At 63.8% G+C, this 6,000-nt stretch carries 4 protein-coding genes; all 4 read left to right on the top strand.

What is annotated here, in order from left to right:
- Positions 1-409, top strand: a 409-nt coding sequence (locus tag ACHHTY_RS04680; RefSeq protein WP_395492912.1) for a helix-turn-helix transcriptional regulator, incomplete at its 5' end; no start/stop codon positions are given.
- Positions 410-448: 39 nt separating this feature from the next.
- On the top strand, positions 449-1,252 hold the full coding sequence (locus ACHHTY_RS04675; RefSeq protein ID WP_395492911.1) for an alpha/beta fold hydrolase: 804 nt from the start codon (positions 449-451) through the stop codon (positions 1,250-1,252).
- Between the two features lie 343 nt (positions 1,253-1,595).
- Positions 1,596-2,633 carry a GLUG motif-containing protein gene (locus tag ACHHTY_RS04670; protein WP_395492909.1) on the top strand — a complete coding sequence of 346 codons (1,038 nt, stop codon included), beginning with the start codon at positions 1,596-1,598 and terminating at the stop codon, positions 2,631-2,633.
- A gap of 82 nt (positions 2,634-2,715) precedes the next feature.
- A complete protein-coding gene (locus ACHHTY_RS04665; protein ID WP_395492908.1) occupies positions 2,716-5,922 on the top strand; it encodes a kelch repeat-containing protein in 3,207 nt (1,068 codons plus the stop codon).
- Positions 5,923-6,000 lie beyond the last annotated feature (78 nt).

Below are 6,000 nucleotides of genomic sequence, written 5' to 3'. Positions count from 1 at the left end.
CCGGCGCAGGGAAACAAAATTCAACAGCCCGGCCCCGGCCGGGGGCATGACGGCGGCGCCGCGTGCGGCCGGCTCAACCCTGCAATTGCTGGTTCGGCCGATCCATCCCGATATTCCGGTGGTGGCCGGCGAACCCCCCGCCTATGTGGCGGTGTACTTTTACGACGCCGCCCAGCCGGTCAGGCTGGACCCTCCGCGTTTGGCCCAACTGTACGCGCTTTCCGAGGCCGAAATCAGGGTGGCCGCGGCCTTGGCGGCGGAGCCCGACCTGGCGGAAGTGGCTCGGCGCTGCGGCATCAGTCTGCACACGGTGCGCTCCCATATCAAGGCCATCTTCGCCAAAACCGGCACCAACAGCCAGGCCGGCCTGGTCAAATTGTTGCTGGCCGGCCCGGCCCGGCGCCGCTAAGGTTCACTGATTTTACGACCATGGAGGTTTAGTTTTCTTATGACGCCCCAATCCGCTGCCCTCGTCGCCCCCCGCACTATCCCCGCCCATGACGGCACCCCCCTGGTCTGCGACTATGGCGGAGGCGGGGAGCCGCTGCTGTTTTTCATCCATGGCTGGACCTGTCGGCGGGCATACTGGGCCCCCCAGCTTGCTCATTTTGCCGGCCGCTATGCCCTCGCGGCCCCGGATCTGCCCGGCCATGGCGACTCCAGCCCCGGAACCCGCTCCGCCTGGGGGCTGGCCGGTTTGGCCCGCGATGTCGAAGGCTGCGTCCAGGCCCTGGGGGCCGCCCGGGTGATCCTGATCGGCCATTCCATGGGCGGCGCGGTGGCCCTGGAAGCCGCCCGGCTCCTTGGTCCCGTTGCCGCCGCGGTGGTCCTGGTGGATACCTTTGTCATCGATTACGGCGGTTTGCCCCCGGAAACCAGGGAGGCCATCGCCGCACCCTTCGCGGCCGACTTTGGCCTGGCCGTCTCGACCCTGGTGGAACAGACCTCCACCGCGGCCACTCCGGCGGCCCTCAAGCAAAGGCTGAGCCGGGAAATGGCCGCCGCCGATCCCGCCTGGGCTCTCCCGCTCTGGCGCGATTTGCTGGCCTGGGACCCGGCCCCGGCCTTTGCCGAACTGCAGGTTCCGCTCCATGCCATCAACGGGGCCCTGATTCCCGAGTCCGCCCGCCGCCGCTGCGCCCCCTTCGTCGAGGAAACCGTCATTCCCGGGGCCGGCCACTTCCTGCAAATGGAAGACCCTTCAGGCTTCAATCGCACCCTGGCCGAGGTGCTGGCCCGCCTGACTCCGTAAACCGATCCGGCGCCGGGGGGGATCCTGCCCTCGGCGCCCTCTCTCCCGCCGTTTTCCCTTCCCTGCTCTATATTTTGCCCTCCAACCCTCCATTTTCCCCCATATGGGTGATTACTTGCCCCGGTCAGTTTGCTAGCATGGGCCAAAATCGCCATGAGCCGGGCTTGCCCGCGTCGGCGGCCGTCTGCGGCTGGCCGGCGCCATGATCCGGTGATTCCGGGTGACTCGGATGGGAGAGGTCGCAAAAACGGCGGCTCGCCCATGCCTTTGCCAGAGGGGTAACGGTTTTGCGCCCGATACAGAGTTTGGGCGGCAATATGCCATGAAAGGGGAGATGAGAGTTATGAAGGCTGGCAACAAAGGGAGTTTTTTACTGGGGATGATAGTGTTGATTGGGCTGATGATGCTGCCGGGTTCGGCGTGGGCCAGGTTCGCCGGCGGTTTGGGCACCGGGCAGGATCCCTGGCAGATCGCCACCCCGGCGCAGCTCGACCACGTCCGCGACTACTTAGGCAGCGCCAATGCCGACAAGCACTTCGTGCTGATTGCCGACCTTGATCTGGGCGTCGCGCCATACAATGATGGCGAAGGATGGCTTCCGATCGTCACCGACCCATGGAATGTCCAGTTTTACGGCCAATTCGACGGCCGCGGCCACACCATCCGCAACCTCTTTATCGCCAGGCCCACAACCAGCCACATGGGGCTGTTCGGCGCGACGAAGGGCGCGACCATCAAAAACCTTGTGCTGGTTGATGTAAACGTCACCGGCAACGACTACGTTGGCGCCCTGGCCGGCCAGATCGAAGACTACAACAACACTCCAACCATTATCTCCAACGTGTCAGCCATGGGAGCAGTAACCGGTGCTGCGCCCAACGGGAGCCAAGTCGGCGGCCTGGTGGGAAGGAACAGTTTATCCACCATCCGCGATTCCATGTCCGCTGCAGCAGTTACCGGCCGAGATTATGTCGGGGGGCTGGTGGGATATCAACAAAATCAGGGAACCGTTGCCAACTCATATGCCACCGGGACGGTGATCGGCAAGGGCAACTGCGTCGGTGGCCTGGTCGGCTACAACAACGGTAATGTAATCGGTTCCTATGCCATCGGTCCCGTTGCCGGGGTCAATGATGTCGGCGGCCTGGTGGGCAGAAATGAATCTGCTGGCGAAATAGCCAACTCTTATGCCACCGGTTCCTATTCGGGCCAGGATAATGTCGGGGGCCTGGTGGGCAATAACTCCGGCACCATCACCCATTCCTATGCCATCGGCCCCATTTTTTCCGCCGCAACAATTACGGCGGCCTGGTCGGCGCCATGGGCCCGGGGACTCCGGGACTCCGGGAGGGGAGCAGTCGCCGGAACGGCGGTTCGCTGACGTCCTTTGGCAGAGGGCTAACGGTTTTGCGCCCGATACAGAGTTTGGGCGGCAATATGCCATGAACAGGGAGAAAAGAGCGATGAAGGCTGGTAACAAAGGGAGTTTTTCACTGGGGATGATCGTGCTGGTTTGGTTGATGCTGGTATCGGCTCCGGCGTGGGCCGATTTCGGCGGCGGCAGCGGCACCACGGAGGATCCCTGGCAGATCGCCACCCCGGCGCAGCTCGACCACGTCCGCGACTACTTAGGCAGCGCCAATGCCGACAAGCACTTCGTGCTGACCGCTGATATCGATTTAGATGTCTTGCCTTACAATAGTGGTGACGGCTGGGAGCCTGTCGGGGCAGCGGCTGATGAAAACCGCTTCTTCGGCCATTTTGACGGCGCCGGGCACACCATCAGCGGTCTGTTTATAAATCGGCCAGGGGAGGACTTTGTCGGTCTGTTCGGCTATGCAGAAGAGGCCTCTTTTAAGAATATCACCGTGCTTAGCGTCAATGTGACCGGCCGGGATTCTGTCGGCGCACTGCTGGGCCGATCCAATGCCGCCGCTTTTTCCAATCTCAAGGTCCATGGCACCGTTGCTGGCCGCGTCCAGATAGGTGGGGTAATAGGGGTGCTTGAGCAAGCCAGTACTGCTGCCGGCATTTCCGCCGATATCGAGGTGACCGGCACAGGAAACAGAACCGGTGGGTTGAGCGGGTTTGTTTACACCGCCACTATCGCTGATTCTCAAGTCACAGGCCAGGTAACCGGAGGCGGCGATCATGTTGGCGGCCTGGTCGGCCACCTGGAAGGAAGATCCCCGGAACCGTTATCCGCCGTCATCAACGGTTCCTCGACCAACGTTGCGGTAAGCGGGGCGGGTTGGCATACCGGCGGTCTGGCGGGTTACGCGTCGAATGCCGAGATCAGTAATTCCCATGCCGCCGGGGTGGTGGCAGGAGAAGAAGGGGTTGGCGGGTTAGCGGGGTTTGCTGAACACGCGAGTGTCGTTGCTGCTTCCTCTGCAAGCGGCAATGTAGACGCCAGTGGCGATTACACAGGGGGGCTGATCGGGTATACCGGCGAGATCACCATCAGCAGCGTGTATGCCACCGGAACCGTGACGGCCGGTGGTAATAACATTGGAGGTTTGATTGGTGAGACCGGCGGGTCGGCAAGCATCAGCAACGCCTACGCCATGGGGCCGGTCAGCGGCGGCAACAATGTCGGCGGCCTGATCGGGGAGATCCATGGCGGCTCAGAAATCACCAATGCCTATGCCACAGGTCTGGTCAGCGGCAGTGGCCTTGACGGTGGTCTGATCGGTAATAATAACAGTGATGCCGGCGTGGTCACCGACTCCTACTACAACAGCGTCACCACCGGCCGGGCCGACACCGGCAAGGGCGAACCCAGAACCACGGAGGAGATGAAGCGGCAATCGACCTTTTTCGACTGGGATTTCGCCACCACCTGGGCGATCCGCGAGGGCATCGCCTACCCCCATCTGCAGTGGCAGCTTGCCTCCGACTTTTCCGGCACCCCCGTTTCCGGGCCGGCCCCGCTTACGGTGCAGTTTGCCGACGAGTCGACCGGTGATCCGACCGGCTGGGCCTGGTACTTCGGTGACGAGGATTGGGCGGCCGGTTCCTGGGTGGAGATGACCTCTTCCGCCGGCTGGGCCGGCCGTTACAACCATACCAGCGTGGTCCTGCCCGACGGCAGCATCGTCCTTATGGGCGGCCAGGGCGATGGTGGCGAAGGCGGCCATTCCCGCGATGTCTGGCGCTCGATCGACCAGGGAGAGACCTGGGTCGAGACGACCCCGGCCGCTACATGGTCGGCCCGCAACTCTCACGCCAGCGTGGCCCTTCCCGACGGCAGCATCGTCCTCATGGGGGGGCGCAATAGCGGTGGTTACGAGAGCGACGTCTGGCGTTCAACGGATGGGGGTGCGACTTGGACCGAAATGACCAACTCCGCCGGTTGGGCGGCCCGCGCCCACCATGCTGCCGTGGCCTTGCCGGATGGCAGCATTTTGTTGATGGGTGGCTATAACGATGCGGATTACGGAACCACGCTGGGCGACGTCTGGCGCTCCACCGACCGTGGCGCCACTTGGACCGAGATGACAGGTGCGGCAGAGTGGCCGGCCCGCAACAGCGCTACAAGCGTGGCCCTGCCCGACGGGAGTATTCTTCTGCTGGGTGGAAGCAACGCTTCTCATCAAGAGCTTAACGATGTCTGGCGTTCGACCGACCAGGGAGAAACCTGGGCTCAAGTCACCCCCGGCGCCGAATGGTCTGTTCGCTACGGCACCACAGGCGTGGCCCTGCCCGACGGCAGCATTGTCCTGGTCGGCGGCGGCAATTACGGAACGAATGATGTCTGGCGGTCGACAGACCTGGGCGAGAGCTGGGCCAAATTGACCGACTCAGCCCCATGGCCGCCTCGCGGCCGCCATACCAGCATCGCCCTGCCGGACGGCAGCATTGTCCTGATGGGCGGTTATGCCGGTCCCAAGTTCAATGATGTCTGGCGCCTGGAAACCGCCGGATCGTCCGAACAGAGTCCGTCACATACCTATACCGAACCGGGCGTCTACAGCGTAGCGCTGCAATCCTACAATACCAACGGGACCAGCAGTATCGCCAGGCAAGACTACCTCACGGTCGCTGGCGTATCCCAGTTCACCGTTACTCCCTCGGCCGGCGCGGGCGGTTCGATCAGCCCGAGTAGTCCGCAGTTGGTTAACCTCGGCGCCATGGCGAGCTTCACGGTAACGGCGGAAGCCGGCTACACGGCCCAGGTCGGCGGCACCTGCGGCGGCAGCCTAACCGGCGCTACTTTCACCACGGACGTCATCAGTGCTGATTGCACGGTGGAGGCCAACTTTGTCCTGGCCGTGGCGGGGGATGGCGACCCGCCGCCGGCCGATGATCCGTCCGGGCCGGCATCGGCCGGAGGAAGCAGCGGCTGCTTCATCGCCACCGCCGCCTATGGCAGTCCCCTGGCTTCCCAGGTCATGGTGCTGCGGGACTTCCGCGACCGCTATCTGCTGACCAATGGCGCCGGGCGCTGGTTGGTAAACCGCTACTACCACTATTCCCCGCCCCTGGCGGAGGGGCTGGCCCAGTCCGATACCCTGCGGCGCCTGGTCCGCTGGGGCTTGACCCCACTGGTCCTGGCCTTGCAATACCCGCTCATGGTCCTGTTGCTGCTGGGCCTGGGGGGAGGGGGCCTGGTGGCCCTGACCGGGCGAAATGCCTGGTCAGGGCCGGTTGCGCGGCGTCTGGCCTAGGGCCTCGGGTGGTTGTCTGCGTCTCCTGATCGTTGGCCCTCGCGGCCCCTCGCGGGGTTGCGCGCAACTTGCCCTGGC

This window comes from Desulfurivibrio nitratireducens (assembly GCF_044068515.1).
Classification (GTDB): Bacteria; Desulfobacterota; Desulfobulbia; order Desulfobulbales; family Desulfurivibrionaceae; genus Desulfurivibrio.
Note: the sequence above shows the minus strand (reverse complement) of the source record. Positions and strands in the feature narration are given on the sequence as shown.